The 25,792-nt window shown below is 70.6% G+C and carries 14 protein-coding genes; 5 read left to right on the top strand and 9 right to left on the bottom strand.

What is annotated here, in order from left to right; genetic code table 11:
* Nucleotides 1-9: 9 nt before the first annotated feature.
* Nucleotides 10-729 (bottom strand): (2Fe-2S)-binding protein, encoded by a 720-nt coding sequence (locus ACFU5O_RS07595; RefSeq protein WP_384237804.1) that lies wholly within the window; start codon nucleotides 727-729, stop codon nucleotides 10-12.
* Between the two features lie 180 nt (nucleotides 730-909).
* On the opposite strand from ACFU5O_RS07595, the gene ACFU5O_RS07590 reads away from it, so the two are divergent.
* Nucleotides 910-1,878 carry a DMT family transporter gene (locus tag ACFU5O_RS07590; protein ID WP_384237559.1) on the top strand — a complete coding sequence of 323 codons (969 nt, stop codon included), beginning with the start codon at nucleotides 910-912 and terminating at the stop codon, nucleotides 1,876-1,878.
* Here the strand turns inward: ACFU5O_RS07590 and ACFU5O_RS07585 are convergent.
* A complete protein-coding gene (locus tag ACFU5O_RS07585) occupies nucleotides 1,759-3,012 on the bottom strand; it encodes a transglycosylase family protein (protein WP_384237556.1) in 1,254 nt (417 codons plus the stop codon). The two genes, ACFU5O_RS07590 and ACFU5O_RS07585, sit on opposite strands and share 120 nt — an antisense overlap.
* Before the next feature lie 256 nt (nucleotides 3,013-3,268).
* On the opposite strand from ACFU5O_RS07585, the gene gndA reads away from it, so the two are divergent.
* The gene (gene gndA, locus ACFU5O_RS07580) at nucleotides 3,269-4,711 is read left to right on the top strand and encodes an NADP-dependent phosphogluconate dehydrogenase (RefSeq protein WP_384237554.1); all 1,443 of its coding nucleotides are present in this window, start codon (nucleotides 3,269-3,271) and stop codon (nucleotides 4,709-4,711) included.
* A 319-nt stretch (nucleotides 4,712-5,030) separates the two neighbouring features.
* Here the strand turns inward: gndA and ACFU5O_RS07575 are convergent, their stop codons facing one another.
* From ACFU5O_RS07575 to drmA, 6 genes are all read right to left on the bottom strand, one after another.
* Nucleotides 5,031-5,657, bottom strand: coding sequence for an aspartate/glutamate racemase family protein (locus ACFU5O_RS07575; protein ID WP_384237802.1), 627 nt, complete (start codon nucleotides 5,655-5,657; stop codon nucleotides 5,031-5,033).
* 26 nt (nucleotides 5,658-5,683) lie between these two features.
* Entirely contained in the window at nucleotides 5,684-6,025 is a 342-nt protein-coding gene (locus tag ACFU5O_RS07570) for a GNAT family N-acetyltransferase (protein WP_384237553.1), read from the bottom strand.
* Between the two features lie 96 nt (nucleotides 6,026-6,121).
* Nucleotides 6,122-6,556 (bottom strand): aspartate 1-decarboxylase, encoded by a 435-nt coding sequence (panD, locus tag ACFU5O_RS07565; RefSeq protein WP_384237551.1) that lies wholly within the window; start codon nucleotides 6,554-6,556, stop codon nucleotides 6,122-6,124.
* Between the two features lie 326 nt (nucleotides 6,557-6,882).
* The gene (gene drmC / locus ACFU5O_RS07560; RefSeq protein ID WP_384237549.1) at nucleotides 6,883-7,662 is read right to left on the bottom strand and encodes a DISARM system phospholipase D-like protein DrmC; all 780 of its coding nucleotides are present in this window, start codon (nucleotides 7,660-7,662) and stop codon (nucleotides 6,883-6,885) included.
* The gene (drmB, locus tag ACFU5O_RS07555) at nucleotides 7,659-9,554 is read right to left on the bottom strand and encodes a DrmB family protein (protein WP_384237548.1); all 1,896 of its coding nucleotides are present in this window, start codon (nucleotides 9,552-9,554) and stop codon (nucleotides 7,659-7,661) included. The genes drmC and drmB overlap by 4 nt, the downstream gene beginning before the upstream one ends.
* Nucleotides 9,551-13,381: a DISARM system helicase DrmA gene (drmA, locus tag ACFU5O_RS07550; protein ID WP_384237545.1), complete on the bottom strand. Its 3,831-nt coding sequence runs from the start codon at nucleotides 13,379-13,381 to the stop codon at nucleotides 9,551-9,553. Before drmA ends, drmB begins: the two co-directional genes overlap by 4 nt.
* Before the next feature lie 192 nt (nucleotides 13,382-13,573).
* On the opposite strand from drmA, the gene ACFU5O_RS07545 reads away from it, so the two are divergent.
* Entirely contained in the window at nucleotides 13,574-15,745 is a 2,172-nt protein-coding gene (locus tag ACFU5O_RS07545; protein ID WP_384237542.1) for a UvrD-helicase domain-containing protein, read from the top strand.
* A gap of 79 nt (nucleotides 15,746-15,824) precedes the next feature.
* Here the strand turns inward: ACFU5O_RS07545 and ACFU5O_RS07540 are convergent, their stop codons facing one another.
* Nucleotides 15,825-21,965, bottom strand: a complete 6,141-nt coding sequence (locus ACFU5O_RS07540; RefSeq protein WP_384237541.1) for an AAA domain-containing protein — start codon at nucleotides 21,963-21,965, stop codon at nucleotides 15,825-15,827.
* A 334-nt stretch (nucleotides 21,966-22,299) separates the two neighbouring features.
* On the opposite strand from ACFU5O_RS07540, the gene ACFU5O_RS07535 reads away from it, so the two are divergent.
* Both ACFU5O_RS07535 and ACFU5O_RS07530 read left to right on the top strand, forming a co-directional pair.
* Nucleotides 22,300-23,133: a hypothetical protein gene (locus ACFU5O_RS07535; protein ID WP_384237538.1), complete on the top strand. Its 834-nt coding sequence runs from the start codon at nucleotides 22,300-22,302 to the stop codon at nucleotides 23,131-23,133.
* A gap of 103 nt (nucleotides 23,134-23,236) precedes the next feature.
* A complete protein-coding gene (locus ACFU5O_RS07530) occupies nucleotides 23,237-25,783 on the top strand; it encodes a DUF262 domain-containing protein (protein ID WP_384237536.1) in 2,547 nt (848 codons plus the stop codon).
* The last annotated feature ends 9 nt before the right edge of the window (nucleotides 25,784-25,792 follow it).

Genomic DNA, 25,792 nt, shown 5'->3' with positions numbered 1-25,792 from the left:
CCTTGATGGTCACTCAGATCCGCGCCGCGCGGAAGACCGCTGCGGCGTCCGGCGTCCGGGCGGCCGGTCGAAGACACAGTCGCCGCACAGCCCGCCGCCGGGGGTGCGGTAGTAGAGGCAGCAGCTGGTCCTGCGCAGTTCCGGGCCGCTCACGGTGCCGGCCAGATCGGGATGGTCCAGCAGCCCGGCGGTGAGCTCGGCGGCGCGCCCTGCCACGTCGGGGCGGCCATGAGTGCGTGCCCAGCGGTTCAGTTCGCGCGAGGCTCCGGCGAGGGCGGATCCGGCGTTGCCCCACAGCAGCCTGGGCGAGACTCCGACGTCGCTGCGCAGCGCCAGTGACAGCGGTTCGAGATGGCCGTACTGGACGGCCTCGCGGATGGTGTCGACGGTGCCCGGCAGGGGCTGTGCGCGTGTCCAGCGCAGGTCGTCGGGCGTGGTGAGGTCAGGGGCCCAGTGCAGGTCCCCGGCCGCCGGGTCGGGGAACTCGCCGTACAGTGCGGCAGGCCCCAGCGCCGTGGACCAGAGCCGTGCGGTGAGCCCCAGGTGGGCGACGGAGGCGGCGACCCTGCGCTCGGGGGTGCCGAGCCGGGCCCCGACCCGGTCCACGCGGGCGGTCAGCGGCGCGAGGTCCCCCGCGTACAGGCGGGCGAGCGGAACGTGTCCGGTGCCGGGTTCGCCGGTACGGACGGCGAAGAATCCGCCCACGGATTCCAGCTGCTCCAGCTCCACCCGCCGCCCCGATCCGCTCGCGCTCCCGGCCTCATCGAAGCACACCCGGGTCCTGCCGGTCCGCCCGGGGGACGACGTCCCCGGGCCTATTCCCGTAATCGCGTACTCCGTCGGCAGTACGGCCCATGGCCTGCTCAAGGACGACGACGGAGGTGGTCCGCGAGGGAGATCGTGTAACCCATGAGGTCCCTCGCACTCTCCGTGCTGCTGGCACTGGTCTCGGCGGTCGCCTACGCGGCCGCTGCGATCGTGCAGGAGCGCGTGGCCGCGGCCGAGCCCCGCGGTCCGTACGCCCTGCTGCGCAGCGTCCGGTGGTGGCTCGCCGCCGCGCTGACCGGCGCCGGCGGGCTGCTGCACGTGGGAGCGCTGGCGTACGGGCCGCTGAGCCTGGTGCAGCCGCTCGGCGCGCTGACGATCGTGTTCGCCCTGCCCATGGCGGCGATGTCCGGGCGCAGCGGCGGGGCGTCCGCCTGGCGGGGTGCGCTCCTGGCGACGGCGGGACTCGCCGGGCTGCTGGCGCTGACCGGGTCCACGGACTCCCATGTGCCGGGACGCGAGGGGCGGCTGGTGCTCACCACGGCTGCGTTCGGGGCTGTCGCCGTGCTGTTCCTCGCGGCCCACGCGGTGCGACGGCCGGTGATGCGCGGTGTGGTCCTGGCGGGTGGCGCGGGGGCCGCGTTCGGGGTCGCCTCGGTGTTCACCAAGATCGTCGCGGAGGACCTGGGGAACCTCCGGGATGTCACCGTGGCCCCTCTGCTGCCGAGCGTGCTGGTGACAGCCGGTCTGGCTGCCACCGGGCTGCTCCTGTCGCAGGCGTCGTACCGCGGCGCGGGCCTGGCCGCCCCGCTGGCCACGGTCACCGTGGTGAATCCGGTCGTCGCGGCGGCGGTCGGGATCGCGCTCTTCGGCGAGCGGTTCCGGTACGGCGCGACCGGGGTGGTCCTGGCCCTGGTGTGCGCGGCGGTGACCGCCGCGGGCCTGGTCCTGCTCAGCGCGGAGCGCCGGTACGGAGCAGGAGCCGGCGCCGTCTCAGACCGTGACGCCGCGCGCCCGCAGGTAGGCGAGCGGATCGACGTCGGAGCCGTACCCCGGCCCCGTGCGCACCTCGAAGTGGAGGTGCGGTCCGGAGCTGTTGCCGGTGGACCCTGAACGGGCGATCCGCTGGCCGCCGTTGACCTGCTGACCGGCGCGCACATTGAGTGCCGAGAGGTGCGCGTACTGGCTGTACCTGCCGTCGGAGTGGCGGATGACGATCTCGTAGCCGTACGCGCCCGCCCAGCCGGCCGAGACGACGCGGCCCGGGGCGACCGCCTTCACCGAGGTCCCGGTGGGCACCGGGAAGTCCACGCCCGTGTGGTAGCCGCTCGACCAGGCTGCACCGGCCCTGCGGTACGGAGTACCGGGGCTCGCGTCCACGGGCGCGGTGAAGCCCGTGCGGGTGGTCTGGCGCTCCTCCCGGTCGCCGCGGTCCTTCGGCTGCTGCTTGCGCTTGTGCTGCTCCTGTGGCTTGTGCGGAGCGGGCTTCGACAGGCGCTGCTGCGATGCGGCGGGACGGGAGCTGTCCTGCTCGGCCGTGGGCGGCCGGCGCTTCCCGGGGCTCTTCGGCTGCGCGGGGCTCGACGGGTGCGTCGCCGTGACCTGGATGCGCAGCCGCTGGCCAGGGAGGATGAGGTCGGGATCGTCGCCGACGACGGTGCGGTTGGCTTCGTAAAGGGCCTGCCAGCCGCCCCTGACCTGCTGGATCCGCGCGATCCCGGAGAGCGAGTCGCCGCGCGCGACCGTGTACATCTCACGCTGGGTGGGAACGGTGGTCGGCGTCGCCTGCTGCTGCGGGGCCCGTGCGGGCGTGGCCTTGGCGGCCTTCACCGCGCGCTGCCGGTCCGGCTCGACGGCGGGCGCGTCCGCGCCGCGGGTGAGCCCGGCGCGTAAGGAACAGGCCGGCCAGGCCCGGGGGCCCTGTCCCTCGAGCACCTTCTCGGCGACGGCGATCTGCTGGTCCTTGGTGGCGAGATCGGCACGCGGGGCGTAGGCCCTGCCTCCGTACGCCTCCCAGGTCGACTGGCTGAACTGCAGCCCGCCGAAATAGCCGTTGCCGGTGTTGATCTGCCAGTTGTTCGTGGACTCGCAGGCCGCGACCTTGTCCCAGACATCAACGGGCGCGGCCCCTGCCGTACCCGCCGCGATCAACGGCAGGGCCATTCCGGCGCCGCCCGCGGTGACGGAGAGCGAAGCCCGGTTGATACGGCTCGGCTGGTAGCGGCGGTGCTTCCCGCGAGCGGCCATGAGTCCCCCTTGAACGCTTCAGCAGCGTGTGAACGCGTCAGCAGCGGCCAAAGCTAAGCGCTCCCGACAGGATGTGACAAGGGGCGCGGACGGGGCGCCACATCGCATGTGATGCACGGCCGTTCGCGGAATCCTGCGTTCCTGCGCCGGCCGGGCGACCCCGGCCTCCATGAACACCGCTCTGCCCCCACACGTATACATACTGGCCACGGGAGGGGCACTTCCGACGGCCTCGACGGATTCCAGGAGCACACGTATGAGTGGTAACGCCCAGATCGGCGTCACCGGGCTTGCGGTGATGGGCCGCAATCTCGCCCGGAACTTCGCACGCAACGGCTTCACGGTCGCCGTGCACAACCGGACAGCCGCCAGGATGCGCGAGCTGATCGAGGAGTTCGGCGACGAAGGCACCTTCGTCCCGGCCGAGAGCGCCGAGGAGTTCGTCGCCGCCCTGGAACGGCCGCGCCGCCTGATGATCATGGTCAAGGCCGGCGATCCGACGGACGCCGTCATCCAGGAGTTCGCGCCCCTTCTCGAGCCCGGCGACGTCATCATCGACGGCGGCAACGCGCACTTCGCCGACACCCGGCGCCGCGAGCGCGAACTGCGCGAGCGCGGAATCCACTTCGTGGGCGTGGGCGTCTCGGGCGGCGAGGAGGGCGCACTGCACGGACCCAGCATCATGCCGGGCGGTTCGAGGGAGTCGTACGCCTCGCTCGGCCCCATGCTGGAGAGGATCGCGGCGAAGGCCCCTGACGGCACGCCGTGCGTGACGCACATCGGCCCCGACGGCGCGGGCCACTTCGTGAAGATGGTGCACAACGGCATCGAGTACGCGGACATGCAGCTGATCGCGGAGGCGTACCACCTGCTGCGCTCGGTCGCCGGATACTCCCCGGCGCAGATCGCAGAGACGTTCCGCGGCTGGAACACGGGCAGGCTCGACTCGTACCTGATCGAGATCACGGCCGAGGTACTGGCACATACGGACGCCGCGACCGGGAAGCCGTTCGTCGATGTCGTCGCCGACCAGGCCGAGCAGAAGGGCACCGGCCGCTGGACGGTACAGATCGCGCTGGATCTGGGGGTTCCGGTCTCCGGTATCGCGGAGGCGGTGTTCGCCCGCTCGCTCTCCGGTCACGCGGATCTGCGCGAGGCCTCGCGCGACCTTCCGGGTCCGGTGCCGCAGCCGCTCGAGGGCGAGGAGGCTGCGCGGTTCGCCGAGCGGGTCGAGCAGGCCCTGTACGCGTCGAAGATCGTGTCGTACACACAGGGCTTCCACCAGATCCAGGCCGGCAGCGACACCTACGACTGGGGTGTCGACCTGGGCGCGGTGGCGTCGATCTGGCGGGCGGGGTGCATCATCCGGGCCGCGTTCCTGGACCGGATCCGCGCGGCGTACGACTCACAGCCCGAGCTGCCGAGCCTGCTGTCCGACAAGCAGTTCGCCGCGGAGATCGGCGCGGCGCAGGACGACTGGCGTGACGTGGTGGCGACCGCCGCGCGGCAGGGCGTCCCTACGCCCGGCTTCTCGGCCGCGCTGGCGTACTACGACGCGCTGCGCGCACGGCGGCTCCCCGCGGCGCTGACCCAGGCTCAGCGTGACTTCTTCGGCGCGCACACCTACCGGCGGACCGACCGCGACGGGTCGTTCCACACGCTGTGGGGCGGCGACCGGTCGGAGGTCCCCGCCGGCTGAGCCAGGGCCAGGGCGGATCACTCCAGGGGGCCGGGCCCCGGTTCCGGTTCGGGAACCGGGTCCGGTCCCGGCGGCTTGGGGATCGGGTCCGGTGCGGGACCAGGAGGCGGCTGCGGAGGGGGCACGGGGCCGGGTGCGGGGCCCGGTCCCGGCCCGGGCGGCGGGGTGGGCACGGGAGGCACGGGATCGGGGCTCGGGTTCGGGTTCGGGTTCGGGCTCGGGCTCGGGTTCGGATGCGTCATGGCGGGCTCCCGGGGATCGTTGGGACCGTACGGCTCCAGGCTCTCCCGACGCGGGTGCCCACGCTCGACGGGTCCAGTCATCCGTGTACGGCGGCGGCAGCGGCCGCGAGGCCCGGACCGGGGCTGGCGAGCACGGGGACGGCCGTCCCCGCGCGGGCCGCGGCGCCGGCCATGGAGGCCTGGGCCAGGACGATCACCTCCGCGTCGCGTACCCCGTCGACGGCGGCGGCCACGGCATCGAGATAGCCGTCCTGGTCACCGGCCTCGAAGAGCTCCCAGGCGCCCTCCACCACATGGGCGCGAACCCGCGGTGTGCGCTCGCCCGCCTCCTGGCGGATGAGCGCGACCGTCGGTTCCACGGTGCTCGCGAGCGCCGCGAGGACGGCGACGCTGCTGTGGGCGGCGGCGGCCGCGGCCATCGGCCGGTCCACCCGCAGCACCGGGACACCGACGGCCCCGGCGCACTCCTCCGCCACCGTGCCGACGGTGGAGCAGGTGCACAGGACGGCGTGCGCCCCCTGCGCGACCGCCTTTGCGAGCGCGGCCTCGACCGCACCCGCGACCGCCCGCGGGCCCTCGGCGACCGCCCGGACCAACAGCTCCTCGTCCACCACATGCCGCAGTCCGAGACCTGGGTGGTCCCGGTCCCGCAGTGCGTCGAAGACGGGGACATGGACGGGGGACGTGTGCAGCAGCGCGAGCACGGCCGAGGCGCCTTCCGACGAGGGCGTCACAGATCCGGGTGGCTCTTCAGCTGTCGTACGGCCTCTTCCACCAGTTCGGCGGGGGGCACGGGCGCCTCCTCGGGATGGCGCAGCGCCCACTTGGCCGCGTACTGGCAGAGCGGCACGACCGGAACGCCCTCACGTGCGGCCATCGCGTAGAACCCACCCACGAGCGAGCCGGCGACGCCCTTGCCCTCGTACTCGGGTTCCACGACGGTGTGCACCGCGACGAGCGCCGGGGGCTCACCCTCCATCGTGAAGTAGGCGATGTGTCCGGCGAACACGCCGTCCTCGTACGCCTCGAGCCGCCCCTTGTCCCGGTGGTCGCGGATCTCGCGCTCTGCCATGGCTGTCTCCTCGGTCGGATACGCCGAACGGTAGTTCACATCTCAACGACAACAGTTCAGGCCCGGCGGTTCATGCCCGGTTCAAGCCTGACCGGTTCAAGCCTTGGCCACGACCGCCGGGACGGCGTGCGGGCTGCTCTCCGTGTCGCTGCCGGGCACCGGCCGCGACGGGTCGGAGCCGAGCTCGACGATGCGGTTGTCCGCGTCGACGTGGACGACCCTGGGCACCAGCGTCCGGGCCTCGGAATCGTCGACCTGCGCGTAGCTGATGAGGATCACCAGGTCGCCGGGGTGCACGAGGTGGGCCGCGGCACCGTTGATACCGATGACGCCGGAGCCCCGTTCACCCTCGATGACATAGGTCTCCAGCCGGGCGCCGTTGTCGATGTCGACGATGTGGACCAGCTCGCCCGGCAGCAGATCAGCGGCTTCCATCAGCTCGGCGTCGACGGTGACGGACCCGACGTAGTGCAGGTCGGCCTGGGTGACGGTGGCCCGGTGGATCTTGGACTTGAACATGGTGCGCAGCATGAAGAAGCTCCCGGTTTGTCGGCTCCCTGCCCGCTTTCCGCAGGTCAAGGGCGATATTCGGAGCCTACAACGATTCGCATCTCCGGTCAGCTGTCCCCAGGTGTTCCAGGACTCACACTGACCCGTTGCTGACTTTGCTGACGAATGTTCACGTTGTGGCGGACTCCGATCTGCGGGCCGGAAGGAGCCAAGGGTAGTGATCCGTAAGGCCAGCTGGTCAGCGTCCATGGTGTCTTCCCCGGCGCCGACCCATGCTCACAATCACCGGCCCCACTTACACAGACTCTGGGCCCCCGCCCGATCAGACCGCGAGCACGGTTCCGTGGTCAGCCGGGAGCGTGATGTGGCGGGAAAAGCCTGAGTATGCCGAGACGCTGCAGTTCGACGATGTGCTCTGCCGCGCGCCGTGGTGCTTCACCGCCGGTCACCAGCACACCCGCCTCGATGTTGCGCCGAGCAGCGGACTCGGTCAGGTTGGCGCTGCCGAGCAAGAGAGTGTGACGGTCGGCGACCGCCAGCTTGGCGTGCTGGCGTGAGCGGCCCCGTTCGGCCGGGTCCCGTGCCCAGGCCCACAGCAGCAGGCCGGGCACGGACGCGAACGCTTCGGCCGGTTCCCTCCCCGCGAGCAGGCCGCCTGCGCCGGCCAGGGTTTCGACCACGATGTGCGTCTGGACACCCCTGCCCGCAGCCTCTGTCAGGGCCTTCGTCAGGGCGGGAAATGGACGAGCCGCGTAGGTCATTGCCAGCAGTTCGTGCTGCGCCTCATTGATGACCTCGACCAGCACCTGGGCTGTGGCACGCACCGGTACGGCCGGTGTCGAAGGGCCGCTCCACACGGTGCGGACCCGGACCGTGTCCCTGGCCTGCCGCCGGGCGGCGACATAGCCGCGCACATAGGCAGCCGCCTCGGAGGCAGGCACCGACTCCGACTCCATGGCGTCGTGCAGCGCTGCGACAGCCTCGCTGACTCCAGGTGTCGCCAGTTCGGTCAGTATCCGTTCCCTGGTGCGTCCCTGGGCGAGCAGGCCGGCGAGGTCCTTGCTGCGTGAGAGGCCGAGAGCCGCGACGGCGGTCTCGGCAGCACCCTCGAAGGCGGGTCGGCTCACGGCAACAGACCGACCGGGGTCAGCACCGGATCCTGGTCCCCGGTCAGCGGAACGAGGAACCGACGGTCCAGGAACCGGTTTCCGCGTTCGCACGTAGTTTCCGACACGAACAGGCAGACATGACATGCGGCCCCGTGAAGGAAGTCGGCAGGGTCCTGCGGCAGGCGCTCGGCGCAGAGCGGGTCTGCCGAGCAGTGGCGTGCGTCGGTCAGAGCCCGACGCACGATCCGGTCGAACTCCCGCTCCTCGGCCAGGGACACCAGACCTCCCAAGGTGCCCTCGGAGTCCGGGACGGCGGTGTAGATGAGGATGCCCGTCCTCGGATTCTGGTCGTCCCCCGCGTAGATCCGCTCGGCGAGCGAGGCGGAGTTGTAGCCGCACTCCAGGGCGATGGTGCGGATCAGCAGGTGGGAGAGGGTGTGCAGAGCGATGTACCGCGCTCCGAGCCAGCCGTAGTAGGGATCGAAGTCACTGGTCTTGCGGTCCGACTTCCGGTTGGCGCGGAACCGCGCGTACGCCTGTCTGTGCGCCTCCATCTGCGGTGACTTCTCCATACGAGCGGTCCACTCGGCCATCAGGCCGTCCCGCACACGCAGGAAGACGCCCTCGCCACGCACCTCACTGGCCGGCACCCAGTTCCGGATCCCGCGGGACAGCTCGACGCGCGTGGCGATCTCCGGTGATTCGGGGTCAGGCGCGTCGAGCCGGCTGAACCCGATCAGCGCTCGTGCCTCACGCAACCGCTCGACCTGCCTGATGTCGGCGAAGAACTCGCTCAGACTGGCCGGCACGGGCATCTGCCGGAGTGCGAAATCGTCGCTGGGGGTGGGAACGGGACCGGAGAGCGCGTCCCATTCGGGTCCGAAGAGGTCGGCCTGGACGTCGGGGGCGGAGGGGACCGGCCCGGTGATTCCCTGCTTCCGGGCCGTAATCGCCCCCACCACTGCGTCGGCGTCGAACTCCTTGAGGAAGGTGAACTTGGGCATGCGTGCCATGAAGTCGAACTGCCCTCGGTCCTCGATCAGTTCGAGGTCGGGCCAGTGGTCGTCCAGGAGCTTGCCGATGTCTCCGCCCTGCGCCTTGGGCAGTGCCAAGGCGCTGAGGGTGAGCGGGAACCACTGGTTGGACGCCCCCGCCACCATCAGGACCGACTCCTGGTCACAGCCGTTCGTCTCGTAGGTGCCGAGATGCGGATGCCGTCCACGACACCGGGGCAGGTTGCGCCGGCCTCGTTCGCCCATGGCTTCCCGGATGTTGCGCTTCACGCCGCAGGCGACGCATTCGATGGTGACGTTGGCGGCCTGGTTGCCGCCATGGTCCTTCATGCGCAGCTTCGGGCGCGGTGTCTTGCCGCAGGCCTGCCCACGGTGCACGTACGCGGTGTACGGGAACTCGTCCAGATGGCCGGAGGTGCACACGAGGGTGAAACGGGCCGCCACGGCCAGCGGCTTGCCCTGCTTGCAGTCGTGGACGAATTTCGCCTCGTGCGGTGTCCGTGGGTTGGCGTTGACGAAGGCGAACTCGCCCGAGTCGATCGCGGCCAGCACATTGCACGCGGTGCAGCGCAGCCACTGGGGGAACGGCGTGACGGGCACTCCGACCCCTTGCGCCGCCCAGCCCTTCGGGTCCGTGTCGGCGCCCTCCAGCCAGGGAGCAGCACGCAACTGCTCGACCTGGCCGCGTCCATAGCGCTGGAGCGACCGGTTGACGGCGGCGCGCAGCCGGGGTTCGTCGATGTCGTAGTCGGTGACACCGGAGTGACTCCAGGAGTCGATTCCTCGGATCAGGACGGAGAAGTTGGGCAGGTCGACGAGGGCGCCGACTCCGGCGGTGAACATGAGGTGGCTGGGCCGTACGGCGCCGACCCTGCGGTTGCTGCCGTGGCTGCTCATCGCTGTGCCTTCCTGACCGTGCCGGCCGTGACGGGGCCGTACTCGTCGCTGTCCACGGTGCTCGCCGTGTCCGGGTCGTTGTCGGAGTCGGTCGCGGGGGCGCCGAACGTCCAGTCGGGACCGTCGCCCGAGGGTTCTTCCAGGAAGGCGCCGCCGCCGGGGAGGAGCAGATTGATCTCGTTCTCCGTCTCGCGCATCGACATACCAACGGTCAGCTCGGTCCACCGGGATCCGTCCGCCCGCCGCAGCAGGCCGTTCACGACGGTCGTCTTGTGCTTCTCCTTGCGGTAGGCGAGGGCCGAACTGCTCTCGTCGCGTTTGCGGCGCCATTCGTCCTTGAGCCGGTCCAGACGTTCGCTCAGGTACTGGCGGGGCCGGTCGCCTCCCACCCTTTCGGCACGTTCGAGGAGCCGCCGTTCGACGTCCTGGGCGAGCGGTCCGTCGAGGTCGACGTGGTGGGCGTCGAGGTTGCGGGAGGAGTCGTAGGCCGCGTGGCGCAGCGCGGCGACATAGGTGGCGGCGACACCGCGGTCGAGCGCGCGGCGCGTGTACGGGGTGACGGACAGGGCCTCCACCTGGCGGTAGAACGTCGCGTGATAGTGCTCGAAGTCCTCGTAGTGGGCGAGGTCGCGGGGGCGCGACCAGTTGTAGAGGGTCACCACCAGGCCCGGACGAGCGGGGTCGCGGCCGACCCGCGAGGACGCCTGGATGTACTCAGCGGTGTTTTTCGGCTGACCCACGACAAGCATCAGGCCGAAGCGGGAGACGTCGACACCGACCTGCAGCATGGAGGTGGCGAGTACGACGTCGACGGCCTGTCGCACGGTCGGTGCCATGGACGCGCGGGGTTCGCGCTTGTCCTTCATGGCGGCGGCGTACTCGCGCAGGAAGGCCCGCCTGCGCACCGAGGTGTCCCGCTCGGGGTCGAACTCGATCTCCAGCCGCTTCAGGGCCGCCCCGATGTCCGAGGAGGAGATGCGGGAGGTCAGTTCCTGGATGCTGAGCATCCCCGCTCTGCTGACGATGCGGTCCGACAGCGTGTCCTGGCCCTTGCGGCTGCCGTTGGATCGCACACGGGTGGTGATGTCGTCGTCCATGTACCGCCGCATGCCGGCGAGCTCGCGGGTCGCGTTGAAGTAGCCGACGAGGGTCATGTACGGGTCCGCCGGCCTGCCGTAGTCGTCGAGGAGCTGCTGCGCCGCGAGCAGCAGGATCTCCGCGACGCGGATCTCGGCGGCCTTGAGGCGGGTGCCGTGCGCACATACGCCGAGGTAGCGGCGGCCGGGATTCTCCCGGCTCAGTTCCACCTGCCGGGAGAAGAACGTGTCGCCGACGTCCAGCACCTGGGGCGGGAAGACGGCGACCTTGCGGCCGAATACACCGCGTACCTGGTCGGCGGCCCGCTTGGTGGTCGCGGTTGAGGCGACGATCTTGGGGCCGACTTCGTGACGTCCTCCGTGAACGTCGGTGAAGCTCCACGTGCACAACTGGTCGACAGCCGCCTCGAAGAGGCCCACGGTGGTGCCCAGGGCTCCGGAGATCAGATGCAACTCGTCCTGGATGATCAGGTCCGGAGGTCGCAGGCGGGTGACGGGCTGGGCGGTGACGCCGGGCAGGTCACCCCTGGCGTTGTGGCGGCCACCGCAGCCGGTCTTGGTGTCCAGGTCGTCGTGGCGGTAGCCGTGGCGGGGGCACAGCTCGGTGACCCTGCCGAACAGCAGGCCGGAGTAGCCGTTCCACGGAAGCTGGGCGAACTTGTCGACCGTGGCGATCAGCAGCGAGGGCGCCAGCCGGTAGATCTCCTCATCGACGGTGAGCACGGGAATGCCCTCGCCGAGCGCTTCGCGACGGGAGAAGGGGCAGCGGTCCTCCCCCTCGCCGCGAGGACAGTAGAGCAGGACTCTGCGACGCCCTTCGTCGTACTCCATGTTCGAGCGGGCGGTCAGCCCGCTGCCGCACCAGGGGCAGGTGAGGACTTGCAGGACCCGCGCGTGCTTGTCGCTGGCGTTCTCCTTGGCTTCGGCGATCTGTTCCTTGGCCTCGTCGAACCAGTTCGGGGAGACGGAGGTGCCCACCCAGAGCCCGATCCGGAACGGGGTGGGTCCCCACCGCCGGTCCCGCGCCAACTCCTCGCGGCGCAGGACTTCGCAGGCACTCACCAGGGCGGCGGCGCGCTGGAACTGCTGGGCGGTCAGCAGCCGCAGGGTGTAGCGCATGAGCACACCCACGCCCGCCTCACCGCTCCGGGCTTCCGTACCCGAGCCCATGGTGCCCTGGAGGCGCCTCAGGGCGAAGGTGTAGGCGGCGAGGCCGAGATATGCCTCGGTCTTGCCACCACCGGTCGGGAAGAACAACAGATCGACGAGGGCTTCACGGCCGGTACCGCGGTGCGGGTGTCCGGGCTGGGTGAGGGAGTCGATGTTCAGCAGGACGAAGGCGAGCTGGAACGGACGCCAGCTGGCCGCCGCTTTGCCCTTGCCGTGTACCTCGTCGTAGGCCTCCCGGTAGGACCGGGAGTCGTTCTCGCGGCCGGTGCGGGCGGCCGCGATGGCCGTGTTGCGGCGCTGCAGGGCCATCGCCCGGTTGGCGAACCGGAAGGCCAGCAGGGCCGTCTCGTCGGCCACGAGCCGGTCGATGCCGAGGGTGATGCGGTCGCAGACCTCGAGCGCCTGCTCGATCGCGGTCTCGGCCGCTTCTCGCAGATCCTCGGGGAGTGAGGCGGCACTGCGGCGCTGCTGCTCCAGCCACGTGCCGTACCCGTCGGCCATCGGGGCGAGAGCGGCGCTGAGTTCGGCCCGGCGGCCGGGCACGGCGAGTGCCGCCAGCTCGTCCATGCCCAGCTCCAGCCCCTGGAGGAGGTCCTGCTCCTCGAGTGCCGGCGCGGTGGTCGCCCTGACGTCGTACTCGGGAAGCCAGACGGTGGTCAGGCGGTGCGCGTTGCGCTCTCCGTCGCGGACGTGCGCGTGAACGGCGACGTTGCGGCCCTTGGCGTGGCTGAGGCTGTCCCGGTAGAGCAGGCGCAGTCGCCGCTCCTCGGCGTCCTCGGGAGCGTTGTCGTGGCTCGCCGGGTCGAGGGGGTCGTCGACCGGCAGGAAGACGGCCGCCTGACCGTCGGGAAAAGCGGTGACATCGATCTCGGTCTGGAAGAGCCAGTGTGCGTCGCGTGCGTCCGCGCTGTCCGGCTGCCGGTTCACCAGGGCCAGCTCGACTATGCGCAGGTCCTCGGCGCCCGTGCGGCCGGTGTGCCGGCGTACCTGCACGTCGAGGACGACGGTGTCGCCGTCGAGCTGAACGGTGCGGTCGGCCCCGTCGGTCACGTCGATGTCCACCAGACGCTCGACCGGCTCACGTGACCAGACCCGGCGCGTCGTCCCCCGCTCGGTGGCCTCGTCCGACTGGCTGTAGCGACCCCAGCGGACGGTGGCGCTGAGCGTGCCGACGGAGGCCGGAGCAGTGAAGGACAGCCCCATGGAGGATGCCCAGATGTGTCCGGCGGCCTGGGGACTCAACCGGTCCTGCAGGTCGCTGTCGTCACCTTCCTGCTCGTCACCCGACTCCCCGTCCGCGCCTTGGGCGGCCGCACGGGCGATCCGGTCCGCGGTGACGGCCTGGGGACGCGGACCGAGCATGCCGACCAGGTACCGGTCACGGGGACCGGAGGAGGCGCTCGGCAGCGTTTCCGTCTCACCGTCCCAGGGGCCCAGCAGATCCCTGCGGACGTAGTGCACGAGTGCGTCCCGCACCGCGTAGGAGTCCCCGGCACGGAACGTCTGGGGAACTTCGTCGAGCGGGTGCGGAACAGCGGCCTGGTCAGGCTGGGCCGGCATGCGGTGGGTCCTTTCGGACAGGGCCGTCGGAGCACGGATGTGCACCGGTGGAGTGGCAGCACGAGAAATATAGACTCGTTGACTCAGTTCACACAACGAATACGGGGGGTCCGTCGCTCGGCATCGCGTCAGTCTCTAGGCTGGTGTCTGCCCACCGCGCGCCCACCGCCCGCCCGCGACCCGAGGACTCCCATGCCCCGCCTCGCCCTCTCCGACGACTTCGTCGCGGATCTGATCTCCCTCCAGAGACCTGTCCAGAAGGAGGTCAACGACGCGATCCAGATGTTCCGGAGCCTGACGGTGCCCCAGCTCCATGCCAGCAAGGGAATGCATCTGGAGAAGCTCGCGGGGGCGCGCGACCCCCGGATCCGTACGATCCGGGTCACCAGGTTCTACCGGGGCGTTCTCCTCGCCCCGGACGACGGCGGCGAGTTGTTCACTCTCCTCAGGGTGGCCCCCCACGACGAGGCGATCAACTGGGCCTGCAAGCGTGCCTATTCGGTCAACGGCGCCACCGGGGGCCTGGAGGTCCGCAATGTCGAGGCACTCGAGCAGATGGAGACCTACTTCGAGACGAAGGCGGTCCAGACCCCGGCCCGGCTCTTCGCGCACCACTCCGACACCGTGCTGCGTGACCTCGGCATCGACGAGCAGGTCCTGCGGCTGGCGCGCGTGTGCGTCACGGCCGACGATCTGACGGTGATGGCGCCCCCCATGATGCCTGCCGATCAGTACGAGGTACTGGAGTACCTGGCGGCCGACTACTCGCCCCAGGACGTCTGGGAGCAGGTGATCGCCCCGCGCGGGCAGACGGTGCGCACGGCGGAGAATCGCCCGGCCGTCACGCTCAGCGAGGCGATCCTCAACACGCCCAACCGCATCGTGGAAGTCACCGGCCCCGGTGAGCTGGAGCGGATCCTCACAGAGGACTTCGTTCGCTGGCGCGTCTTCCTGCACCCCGCCCAGCGCCGGCACGCCTACCACCCGGGCTTCAACGGACCGGCTCAGGTGACGGGCGGCCCCGGCACCGGCAAGACGGTCGTCGCCCTGCACCGGGTACGGCACCTGCTGCGCACCGGACGCGAGGGCAACCGGATCCTGCTCACCACGTTCACCAACGCCATGGCGGGCGCCCTGCGGGACAGCCTGGCCCTCCTGCTCGGCGATGCCGACGCGCATCTGCTCGACCGTGTCGACGTCACGACAGTGGATTCGCTGGCCGCCCGGGTTATCCGGGAGACCAGGGGCAGCTCGCCGAAACCCCTGTCGGCGGCAGCGGAGAAGAGCGCGTGGACCCGTGCCTCCGCGCGCGAGGACCTTCCCTGGTCGGAGCGCTTCCTGTCCCAGGAGTTCCGCAACGTCGTGCTGGCTCAGGGACTGCGGACGCCTGAGGAGTACCTGAGATGTGTACGCAGAGGGCGCGGCACACAGGTGGGGCGGGTGCAACGGGCCCGGCTGTGGCGGGTCATGGAACGGTTCACGGGGGATCTGGCCTCGCGCGACTCCGCGACGTACACCATGGTGTGCGACCAGGCCGCCCGGATTCTGGCCGAGCAGGGGCCGCACTACCGCCACGTCGTGGTGGACGAGGCACAAGACCTGCATCCGGCCCAGTGGCGGGTGCTGCGTGCCTGCGTGGCCGAGCAGGCCGACGACTTGTTCCTCGTCGGTGATCCCCATCAGCGCATCTACGACTCCCGGGTCTCGCTGCGGTCCCTGGGCGTCAACGTGCGCGGACGCACGTCCCGGCTGCGCCTCAACTACCGCAGCACGGAGGAGATTCTGCGCTGGTCCGCGTCCCTCCTGGACGGGCAGCCGGTGGGCCGACTCGGTGAGGACGACGAGGACGACGGCGGCCAGGACTCGCTGCGGGGCTACCGTTCCGAGCTGCACGGCCGCGTTCCGGTGGCTCGCGGCCATGGCAACCAGGACGATGAACTGCGCGCACTGGTGGAGCAGGTCCGCACGTGGGTCGACCAGGACGGTGTGAAGCCGTCCGAAGTGGCGGTGTGCGCCCGGTTCAACACACTGGTCGACGCGGTCATCGCCCGCCTGCGCCGGGAGGGCATTCCCGCGGTCGCGGTCAAGGATGACCCGGGGCCGACGGTGTCGGGCGTGCGCGTGGCGACGATGCACGCCATGAAGGGGCTGGAGTTCCGCTGTGTGGCCGTGGTCGGCGTGACGTCCAACGTGCTGCCGTTCGCTCCACAGGTGACGCCGGCCGACGAGGACGCCGTGCAGCACCGTTCGGATCTTCTGGCTGAGCACTGTCTTCTCTTCGTTGCCTGTACGCGGGCGCGCGACGCTCTGGCGATCTCCTGGAGCGGTGAGCGGAGCCGCATGCTGGACCCGGTCACCGGCTGAGCCACACCGGGCCCTGTCCCGCGGACCGAAAGGTGGGTCCGCGCGACAGGGCTCGTCTTTCACAGTGCCGTGGCTGCGGTCAAACGCGGATCTCCCGCACGACGACCGTGCGTGTCTTGCCCTGGGACGCGTCGTACGTGATCTCGCGTCCTGTCGGCTGCCAGGTCAGCGCGTGGCCGAGTGGAGAGGACGGAGAGACGATGTCCGCCTCCTCCGTGGGCAGTTCGGCGATCGTGTACAGAGTGTCCTCGTCCACCTGGCCGTCGAACTCCAGGCGGAGCAGCGCACCCGGGATCACGACCTCGGGGACGGCCCCCTCCCTCCCGAGGCTGACGGCGTCGAGGAAGGTCCGTAGGAAGGCGAGGCGCTTGGCGCGCCGGTCGCGCTGTTCGGCCTGGGTCTTCCTGAGGAAGACCAGCTGGGCCGCGTCCGCTCCTGCGGGGGTCTCGTAGGGAGCGTCGACTGCCGCCTGCAATTGCTGCACTTCGCGCACCAGCCGCTGGAAGGCCCCGGCGGGGATCTCCCTGACCGGCAGGAGGCTCGGCGCGATCGGGGTGCGCACCGCTGACCGCCCTGAGGCCTCGGACGGATCGACCTGCCCCGCCGACCGAGCCGGGCCCGCCTGCCGTACGGCGGGCGTCGCCTCGGACACCGTCGCCCCCGCCGCCCCTGCAGCAGTCGCCCCGCTCTCCGCGGTCACGGCACGCGGCCGGGTCGGGGCAGGCATCACCTGTGGAGCCTGACCACGCAGGGACTCGCGCGGGTCCCTGGCCCTGGGCGCGGGCACCGCTCCCAGGGCGGCCGCACTCCCGGTCGGCGCTTGCGTTCGCGCCGCGTCCCGGCTCCCCACATCGTGGCTCGATGCACCCCGCCTCTCGGACGGCACGCCGTCGCCGACGGCAGCATCACCGGCCCCTGCCCAGGCAACGTCACCCGCCCCGGCAACGCGCCCCGCGCGGACAACCTCACCAGCCGCCTCCACGCGCCCCGCCTTGGCCACGTCACCGCTGGCCGCCGCTTCACCGCCGGCCGCCGCATCACCGGTCGCCTCCGCCCCGCTGGGCGCGGCGTCGGCTGCACCGGAGTCTTCCGGCTCCCGCCCGACCGGTTCGATGCCCAGCCGTTCCAGCTCGGCCCACAGCGGGGCCAGCGCTTGCTCGCGGTCGAGGTGGAAGCGACTGCCCCGGATCCGGACGAACGTCCAGTCGACGCGTTCCAGGTCGCGCTGTCTGGCGGCCGCGGTGGAGGCGTCCTCGCCCTCGGCGAAGGCATCCCCGTCGCAGGCGACCGCGAGGCGACGCGTTCCGCCCTCCACCACGAGGTCGATCGTGTGGCGGCCCACCTTGTATCCCGGACGGACCCGGTGGCCCCGTTCCGTCAGTTCCAGGTACACCTTCTGCTGGAACAGGCTGTCGAACGCTTCGTGCCGGACATCGGGCAGAACCTCGCCCTCGACCGCGACGACGTCCTCCTCCGCGGGCCGGGTGAGGTGGTCGAGCCACCGTCGGCGCAGGTCGTTCTCGTGGAACTGTTCGGCCCGCGCGCTGTGGAACACCCATACCTGGTCCTGAGCACGCGAGGCCGCCACGTTGATGCGCTGCTCGTAGGTCTTGCCGTTGAAGCCGCCCGGGACCGCTCCGGCGGCCGTGGTCGCCGAGTTGACGAACGAGATGAACATGATGTGCCGCTCGTCGCCCTGGAAGTCCTCGGCGTCACCGACCCGGATGCGCCGCTCCTCGCGCTGCTCGTAGTCGAGACGCTCGGCCAGCAGGTTCTCGAGCTCCGTCAGGTGCCCCTTGCTGGCACGGAGGCTGACGACGCCCATGGTCTTCCCGTCGTAGGCGGGGTCGGCACAGCAGCGCACGATCTCGTCGACGAGAGCCTCGGCCTCGGCGGCGTTGGTCAGCCGGGTGTTGGCGCCGATGGCTTCGCCGGTCTCGACGTACACCGTGCGGACCGGGGGCAGCCGGTCGGCGCCGTACTGCCGCAGGGGCAGCAGATCACGGTTGTAGCAGAGGTCGTTGGAGAAGGAGATGATCTCCGGCATGCACCGGAAGTGCTCCTTGAGCATGAGCGTGCCGCGGCCCGCCGAGAGGGCTTCCGTGAGGTCGAAGAAGCTGGACTCGGGGCCGAACAGGCTGCGGACATCCGGTTCCAATGCGGTGAGCAGACGATCCCTGAGGTGGAAGTACTCGTCCTGCTTGAGGCCGACGTTGGACGGACTGACCTGCTTGCTGTCGCCGACGACGACCATCCGGTCGGCGAGCCAGCTGAGCAGCATGGCCTCCAGGCCGGACTGGCTGGCCTCGTCGACGATGACGACGTCGAACAGACCCGGCCGGTCCATGGGCACGGTCTCGGCGACCTGGTGCAGGGGCATGATCCAGGCCGGCACCGCCGTCTGCGCCTTGCGCAGGGCGGCCTGCGCGTCGCGCCGGTAGCGGTGCTGGTACTTGCCCTTGATACGCCGCGCCGCCTGCTGGTAGGCGCTCAGTGCCCGAGACTGATCGCCGGTGAGCAGGCCGAGGCAGCGGTGCCAGGCACGGGCGGCGGCGAGCCGCGCGAGCATGATGCGGGCCTCGTCGTCTGCCTCCGTCAGCCGTCGGCGCAGGGCACGCTCGGCCTCGGGGTCGGTCAGCCGCTCCATGCGGTCGCGCCACGCGGACCAGGCCCAGGCCTCGCCGAGCGAGGGCAGTCTGACGTCCCAGGCGCTGTCCTCGTGTGTGGCGGTGATCCGGTCGGCCAGGGCCGGAAACGCCTCGCGGACACGAGCGAGGGCCACGTCGTGCTCGGCTCGCAGCCGGGCGGCCTCGCGCACCTCGGCCATCTCGTCGCCGAACGCGCGGTAGCCATCGGGGTCACGGTCACGGACGGTGCCGAGTGCGCGCCCGACGGCGGGCGATACACCGGGCCGGTCGCCCCAGGCGCGTAGCAGTTCCTCGGTGTCCGCGATGACCTTGCGTGACTGTTCGGCGGCGCGCAGGGTGGTCGACGCGCGGAGAAGTGTGCGTACGGCGTTCTCGACGGACGGGTCGTGCCAGGTGGCGACCGCGAGTTCCGGGGAGGTGGCCGCGGCGGTCAGGACGTCGGTGCGGGCGGCGGCGACGGCGAGCAGCGCGTCCAGGACCTCCGCGTCCTGACGCAGCCGCGCGAGGCGCGGTCCGTGCCCCTGCCAGGCGGCGACGGGCGTGCCCCACTCGGACTCCACCTGGGCCAGGCGCAGTTCCAGCTGGACGCGGGCGAGGACGACGGCCGACGTCGGAACGTCCTCCGGCGCGCGGCCGTCGACTCGTACGTTCTCCGCGAACGCGCCGACCGTCTTCGCCAGCTTGGAGCGCATACCGAGGGGGCCGCGCAGTTTCTGTCCCTGACCGAGACCGTCGTGGAGTGCGGTGACCTGGGCGAGCGCCGTGGCCGGGTCGTACTGCTCCAGGCCGCTGACCATGGCCGTGCCCAGGACGGCGAGCGAGCTGTCGACGGCTGCCAGGGTTTCGACGACGGCGGCCCGCCGGCTGCGTGCCTGCCAGTCCTGTCCCTCGGTCACCTGCCTCAGGAGCGCTGCGGCCCAGTCACCGGCCGCGGCGGCGAGAGCCGTGGCCCGGGCGCGGGTGGTGGCGAAGGCGTCGAGCGCAGAGGACAGCCGCTGCTGTTCCCTCTCGCCGAGGCTCCTCACGGCCGTGTCGTACTCCGCGCACAGCGGGTCCTGTCGCGCGTCCGTATGTGCTTCCTCGGCCGATCGTACGATGCGTACGGCCTCCTCGAAGTCGCCGGGGCCCGGGAGTTCGGAGGGGCCGGGCACCTCGGCCGCGAGGGCCTGGTGGTGCGGGGTGTACGCACGGGTGGTGTGCAGCAGGCGCAGGGCCTCGTCGGCGCTCAGGGCGGGCTGTTCCTGCGGGACCGGGCCCAGCCAGTCGTACCGTCCCGCCTCCGCGGTGAGGCGCTCGGCTATCTTCTGCAGACTGCCGCTGTAGTCGCCGATCTCCGCCTCGAAGCGGTGGGTCTCCTGTTCGCGCAGTACGGCGAGGTCGCGGAGCATGGCCTGCTGAGCGGCGCGGGCCTGGGCAAGGCGCGTCTGGAGGGTGCGGATCCCGTTGCGGGAGGCCTTCTCGTCGTAGCCCGCGTACTCGCCGAGGATCCGCTGCACGGACGCCTCCAGCTCCCGCTGGGCGGCCGCGCCGTCCTCGGTGCGGCTCACGCACAGGTCACGGACGGACTCGGGCAGCTTGTCGCGCAGCACGCGCAGCGCGCGCGGGGTGTGGCTGGTGATGAGGACGCGCTTGCCCTGGGCGAGCAGGTCGGTGACCAGGTTGGCGATGGTGTGCGTCTTGCCGGTGCCGGGCGGCCCCTGGACGACGACGAGCCGGTTGGCGCGCAGGCGTTCGGCGATCGTGCGCTGCTCCTCGTTGGCGGGCAGTGCGAAGTACATCTCGTCGCCGCCCTGGGCCGTTCCGTCGTCCTCCGCCGCCGCGAGGTCCGCCGCGGTCAGCGCGCCGTCCCGGCCGGCGATGTAGGCGAGCAGTGCGGTGGGCGGCGTGCCCGCGTCGATCTGCCGGGCAATGGCCTTGAGAGCGTCCATGGTGGAGCGGCGGCTGCGCTCACGCAGGACGAGTGCGGGGGTGAGCCCCACCTGCGGGACGTCAAGGCTGCGCGGCTTGGCGCGCTCGACGGTCGGAGCGTAACTTCCGGCGCTGTGGGCGGCGTTGACCCAGCTGCGCAGGGCGGTGTGTACGGCGTCGAGGTGTTCGGGGTCGGTCACGTCCAAGGCGCCTTCCAGCACCTCGACGATCGTCTCGCGCACGGCGCCCGGCACGTGCTGGGCCCCTTCGAGCATGCCTTCTTCGAGTTCCAGGCCCGCGCCCGTGGGGTCGGGAGCGGCGGTGAGCGTGCCGGTGGACGGGTCGAGCTGGATGGTGGCGCGGTGCGTGATGAGGTGCCGTTCCACCCGCTGCCCGGACGTCGTCTGCCACGTGAGCCGGCCCAGCCCGAGCACGAGTTCGTACGCCTCACCGAGGCCCGCGGCGTCCTCGTGCATCTTGTGAAGCCGGTCGTACAGCCTGACCACGGGGTCGATCGCGCGGCGCCGTTCCGCCCACGCCAGCCATTCCTGCTCCCAGGCGGCGTACAGCTTCTCGATCTTCTCCCGCTGGGGGTGTTCGTCCAGCTCGTGGTAGGTCTTGTCGAGCGGGATACCCCGCGACCAGTCAGGGAACTCGGGTTCGATACGCCGGCGCAGGTGCGGGGCGCGAGGCTCCTTGAAGTCACGGATACGGGTCTCGTCCACCCAGGGCGCGAGCAGGGCCTTGAGATGTGGCACGTCCTCGCGTTCGGGGCGAGCGACGGTCAGCCAGGCCGGGCCGTCCCCCGCGAGAGCGCCGTCGATCATCACCTCGACACCGTCGTCGTCCGGCAACTCGTCGAACCATACGGCGCCGGCCGCCCCGTCGAGCGTGCGCACGGGGCGCGTCTTCGACTCCTCGGCCTCGGCGAGGAACCGGAAGATCTGCCGGACGCGAGCAGCGTCCAGATCGTCGGCGGAGGCCTCCGGGACCAGCGACCGGCCGGTCCGACGCCCGGGGCCGGTCGACTGAGCCGGGACGCCGTCGAGCCCGGCAGGTGCGGTCGCTCGCTGCCCATCCGCGGCCGGGGCCGCGTGCCCGGCCCCGGCCGCGGGCCCCGGGGCGTCGTCCGGCTCCGCGAACAACGACTGCTGCCGCTCACCGAACAGTACGGACTGGTCGAACGCCATCGGTACGGGGCGCTCGCCGATCACCGTTGCAGCGGCCGACGCCGTGCTGAACGTGACGCTCCCCCGGTCGCGCGCCGGGAAGCGGACCTCGATGTCGAGGTCACCGGCGGTGCCGGCCGGGATGCTGTAGGCCCACGTGGCGGAGACCCTGCGCCCCGCACGCAGGGTGCCCTCGAGCTCGTCGTCGAGCACGTCACTCCGGTAGTCGAGCACCTGACGGGCCGTCTTGCCGTACGGCCCTCCCCGCACCAGCAGGGTGACGCCGTCGAGGTCAAGCGGCCGCCCGGTGCCGTTGCTCAGAGACAGGGTGCACCGCACGAGGTCGTCGCCCTGCCGGTACCCATGGCTGTCCTCGGGGTCTGCCAGTACGTAGGGCACGACGTCGTCCACCCTCACATACAGGCCGTCGTCGTACTGGTAGACGGAACCGACCGGCTGCAGACCTTCGCTCAGCCCGCGCTCATCCTGACTCACACGCCCCACCCCACTGCTGCTGAGGGCCATCCGGTGGCCCGTCCGGTCATACCGCCCCGACCACCACGAGTTCGATCACAATTGCACCCCCCGGCGCACGAACTCGAGTGTGAACTGAGCACACATCGCGAGCGTATCAGCAAACCCGGACACCCATCACGCCATGACTCCCACCCCGCACGGATCGCCACCAACGAGTGATCGCCGACGACGTCGGCCGCCCTCGAGGACACCTTCGAGTCCGACCTTTCGCGATATCAGTGTTGACTTAGTTCACAAGGAGCGAGAGGCTGTCCTCGGCGTCATCCCAGAGGAAGGCAAAGGTGCCATGCACATGCAAGTGGTTGACGTGTCGCCGCAGTTGGCGGCGCAGTGGCTCACCCGCAACACCAGCAATCGGCCGCTCAGCAAGAGCACGGTGCAGCAATTGGCCGGTCAGATCCAGCGCGGGGAATGGCAGCTGACGCACCAGGGCATCGCCTTCGACGAGGACGACGTTCTCATCGACGGACAGCATCGCCTGGCCGCCATCGTCAAGGCGGGCATCACCGTGCCCCTGACCGTCACGCACGGCGTGCCGCGCACCGCGTTCACCGTGATGGACACGGGCCGTAAGCGCACCGGCCGGGACGCGCTGGCTCTCGCGGGGGAGGCCAACGCGACCCACCTGGCGGCAGCCCTGCGCGGACTGCACCTGTATCGCAACGCCCCCAACTCCGCGTGGAGCGGCGGATCGTCGGTCACCAGCAACGACCAGCTCCTGAACCTGCTCGGCGAACACCCCGGTGTCCGCGACGCCCTGCACCACGGCATCGCGCTGAACCGGGGATGCCGTATCACCGTCACAGCCGCGACGATCGGCTGGTACGTCACCAGCGAGGCCCGGCCCGACATCGACCAGTCCGACTGGGAGGCGGGGGTCGTCACCGGCGCCCGCCTGGAGCCGGGCGATCCGCGTCTGACGTTGCGCAACACCATGCTCAACCTGGCCCTGGGCAACACGCACCGGCGCCGCGACGACTCACGCGAGCACCTGCTCTACTACCTCAAAGCGTGGAACGCGTGGGTCGAGGGCCGCACCATCAAGCTGCTGCGCCGCTCCCCCAACGAGACGATGCCGCGCATCTCCAGCCGTTCGTCCCTGGCATCGGCAGACAGCGATGCCTGACGAAGCATGGATTCAACGGACAACTGCCTCTGGGCCGTGATACATCGGACATGAACGGGATCGGTTTGTACACCCGTCAAGGTGCCGTGGGAAAGGGAGGCGCATGCGCGCCCAGGAGATCACCTTCCTCAAGCTCGTCCAAGGGGACAAGCAGTTCCAGGTGCCGCTCTACCAGCGCACGTACAGCTGGGGCCGGGATCAGCTTCAACGACTGTGGGAGGACATCGGGGAACTCGTCGACCAGCATCTGGCCGGCGAACCGGCCGCGCCGCACTTCCTCGGCTCTGTGGTGCTCGCACCCGGTCAGATCCAGGCGGGCGGGGTTCAGAGATGGCTGGTGGTGGACGGGCAACAGCGGTTGACCACACTGATGCTGGCCTTCACCGCCCTGCGCGACCACCTGAAGGAGACGGGTGATGCGCGCGGGGTGGACCGGGTGCACCGCCAGATACTGGTCAACGAGTTCCACGAGGGCGCGGACCACTATCGGTTGCTGCCCACTCAGGCGGACCGGGACGCGTATGCCGCCTGCGTCCAGTCCCGCGCGGACGCCGGCGGAAGCGACAACATCGGAGCTGCCTACCGGTTCTTCCGCGGTGTGCTCACCGAGGGCCATGAGGCGGGCAACGCGCAGTGGACTGCCACGGTCGAAACGGCGCTCAAGGACCTGCTCTCCATCGTGGAGATCACCGCTGAGCCGGGCGACAACGTGTACCGGATCTTCGAGTCGATCAACAACACGGGGGTCGGGCTCAGTCAGAGCGACCTGTTGCGCAACTACGTGTTCATGCTGCTGCCCAAACGAGGCGAGCGGATCTATCAGGAACTGTGGCTGCCCATGCAGCAGAGCCTCGGCCCGAAGAACCTCGAACTCCTGGTCTGGCTCGACCTGGTGGTACGCGGCCACTACAAGACCAAGCAGAGTGAGATCTATCGCGAGCAGCAAAAGCGCCTTCAGCCGCTGGCCGGCGACGAGGACGCGCTGCAGCGCGAGATCGAGCAACTGGCCGAGCGGGCCGGGAGGTTCCTGCGGATCATCGACCCCTCGCGTGAGCGGTCCCCCGCCCTTCGGGCGGTCCTGGAACGTCTGGCCGCCTGGGGTGGCCAGACGCACTACCCGCTCACGCTGCACCTGCTGGACCTTCTCGACGCCGGCGGGACGACGTCGGACGACGCCGCCCAGGCATTGGGCTACGTCGAGTCGTATCTGGTGCGACGCCTGATCTGTCAGACGCCGACCACCAACCTCAACCGCATCTTCATGGAAGCGCCGAAGGAGCTGGAGACCGACCGGCCGGCCGCCGAGGCGGTGAGGCGGTTCCTGTCCGGCCGGCGCCGACGGTGGCCGAGCGACGAGGAGCTGCGCGAGGCGGTCCGCACCAAACCGTTCTGGTGGTCCGGGCGCCCTCCACAGCGCAGCTACATCCTGCGCCGCCTGGAGGAGAGCTACCGCGCCTCCGAACCCGTGGACTTCGCCAAGGCTTCCCTCAGCGTGGAACACGTCCTGCCGCAACGCCCCGCTCCCGCGTGGTTCGACCTGCTCGCGGAGGAGACGGAGCCGAACCAGACTCCGCAGGAGCTGCACGACCTGCTGGTACACACGCTCGGCAACCTGACGCTGAGCGGTGACAACGCCAAGCTCTCCAACCACCCCTTCGAGCGCAAGCAGCAGATCCTCGACTCCAGCGCGCTGCGCATGAACCTCGAGATCGCCTCGGCACAGCGCTGGGGCAAGGCGCAGATCCTGGAGCGTGCCGACCGCCTGGCCAACCGCGCCGTGGAGCTGTGGCCCGGTCCAATCGGGGGGGTCAAGCCGACCGGTGAGGAATCGCCGGGCTGGGCCGAACTGCGGGCCGCTCTGACGGCGATGCCGAGCGGCACCTGGACGACGTACGGCGATGTCGCCGAGCTGATCGGCAGCCATCCGGTACCCGTGGGGACCTACCTGGGCGCCAACACGAGCGTGCTCGGCGCCTACCGGGTACTCACCGTGGAAGGCAGGATCTCCCCGTCGTTCCGCTGGGCCGACGGCAGTGACCGGCCGCCACCGCAGGAGCTGCTGACGAGCGAGGGAGTGCGCTTCGACTCGCTCGGGCGGGCTCACCCCTCCCAGCGCCTGTCCGCCGCCGAGCTGGCCACCCTGCTGGGCAAGGACGTGACGCAGCCCACCGCGCACGACCCGCTCCCCGAGGGGGAGGACGCGGTGGCCGCCGAGCGGTTCCGTGCGCAGTTGCGGGAGAACTGGCCTGACACGTACGCCGGAGTGGTGGCGGCCCTCGACTTCTGGCGCCGCCAGGGCGGCCATGTGACCTACGGCCGGCACGAGGAGACGAGCTGCTTCCCCATGCTGGACCTCGGGACCAGCCGTCGGCCGCACCTGATGTGGCCGGTCGGGATCTACCCCGTCAGCGGAACGGTCGAGGTGGTCTTCCAGTACCTGAAGACCCGCAGCCCCTTCGACGACACGGAGCAGCGCCGGGAACTCCTGAACCGCCTCAACAAGATCGAGGGCATCGACCTGCCCGAGGCGAAACTGGAGCTGCGTCCGTCCTTCCCGGTCAGGGTCTTCGCGGAGCACGGGGACGAGATCTGCGAAGTGCTGGACTGGTTCGTCGGGGTGGCGGCGCTGGATCTGGCACGGAGGGACTGAATGCGTGGT

It is taken from the genome of Streptomyces sp. NPDC057445 (assembly GCF_042802855.1).
Taxonomy (GTDB): Bacteria; Actinomycetota; Actinomycetes; order Streptomycetales; family Streptomycetaceae; genus Streptomyces.
This window is presented reverse-complemented; position numbering and strand designations above follow the sequence as displayed.

Bases quoted from the DNA above. Each gene is read 5' to 3' on its own strand.
- ACFU5O_RS07590 (WP_384237559.1), top strand. From the start codon at position 910: ATGAGGTCCCTCGCACTCTCCGTGCTGCTGGCACTGGTCTCGGCGGTC.
- ACFU5O_RS07585 (WP_384237556.1), bottom strand. From the start codon at position 3,012: ATGGCCGCTCGCGGGAAGCACCGCCGCTACCAGCCGAGCCGTATCAAC.
- gndA (WP_384237554.1), top strand. From the start codon at position 3,269: ATGAGTGGTAACGCCCAGATCGGCGTCACCGGGCTTGCGGTGATGGGC.
- ACFU5O_RS07570 (WP_384237553.1), bottom strand. From the start codon at position 6,025: ATGGCAGAGCGCGAGATCCGCGACCACCGGGACAAGGGGCGGCTCGAG.
- panD (WP_384237551.1), bottom strand. From the start codon at position 6,556: ATGCTGCGCACCATGTTCAAGTCCAAGATCCACCGGGCCACCGTCACC.
- drmB (WP_384237548.1), bottom strand. From the start codon at position 9,554: ATGAGCAGCCACGGCAGCAACCGCAGGGTCGGCGCCGTACGGCCCAGC.
- drmA (WP_384237545.1), bottom strand. From the start codon at position 13,381: ATGCCGGCCCAGCCTGACCAGGCCGCTGTTCCGCACCCGCTCGACGAA.
- ACFU5O_RS07545 (WP_384237542.1), top strand. From the start codon at position 13,574: ATGCCCCGCCTCGCCCTCTCCGACGACTTCGTCGCGGATCTGATCTCC.
- ACFU5O_RS07535 (WP_384237538.1), top strand. From the start codon at position 22,300: ATGCAAGTGGTTGACGTGTCGCCGCAGTTGGCGGCGCAGTGGCTCACC.
- ACFU5O_RS07530 (WP_384237536.1), top strand. From the start codon at position 23,237: ATGCGCGCCCAGGAGATCACCTTCCTCAAGCTCGTCCAAGGGGACAAG.